This window comes from Enterobacter sp. IF2SW-B1 (assembly GCF_001743375.1).
In the GTDB taxonomy this organism is placed as follows: Bacteria; Pseudomonadota; Gammaproteobacteria; order Enterobacterales; family Enterobacteriaceae; genus Enterobacter; species Enterobacter bugandensis.
This window is the reverse complement of record NZ_MJAA01000228.1, coordinates 1-468: the sequence shown is the minus strand read 5'-3', so window position 1 is coordinate 468 and position 468 is coordinate 1. Positions and strand designations below refer to the sequence as shown.

The following is a 468-nucleotide window of genomic DNA, read 5'->3' as shown; positions in this document are numbered from 1 at the left end:
AATAATATTAAGCGATTGAATATAGAGACAATAACACAGGAAAACACTTCGTTTATTAAAGAAGATAGCGATATAGAAAAAATCATTCAAAGAGTAAATGAAAATAAAAAGAAATATGGTTTTGAAAGTGCTACTGAAGACAAACAAAAAAAAGAGTCGGATAATATTAATTTTGAATCTAAAAGCGATGCTCAAATAGTAGAAATACTTAAAAATCAGATTGATACTTTAAATAATCAAATTGAAAAACAAGAAAGTCGTCATGAAACAACAATTGAATTTTACAGAAAAGAGTTGCAAGAAAGATCAAAATTGCTTGAGAATCAGCAAGTTCTGACATTAGAGAGTAATAAAAAGATTCAAAAATTAGAAAATCAATTAGAAAAAGAAAAACACCTTAATTATCCCTTTGATACATCTACTAACGCTAGACAAAACGTTGATGCACAAGAAAAAACATATTCTACT

The 468-nt window shown here is 26.5% G+C and carries 1 protein-coding gene; it reads left to right on the top strand.

From position 1 onward, the window contains the following. Positions 1 to 468 (top strand): DUF536 domain-containing protein (locus A6013_RS24240; RefSeq protein ID WP_139128294.1); only part of this gene is annotated, 468 nt, incomplete at both ends.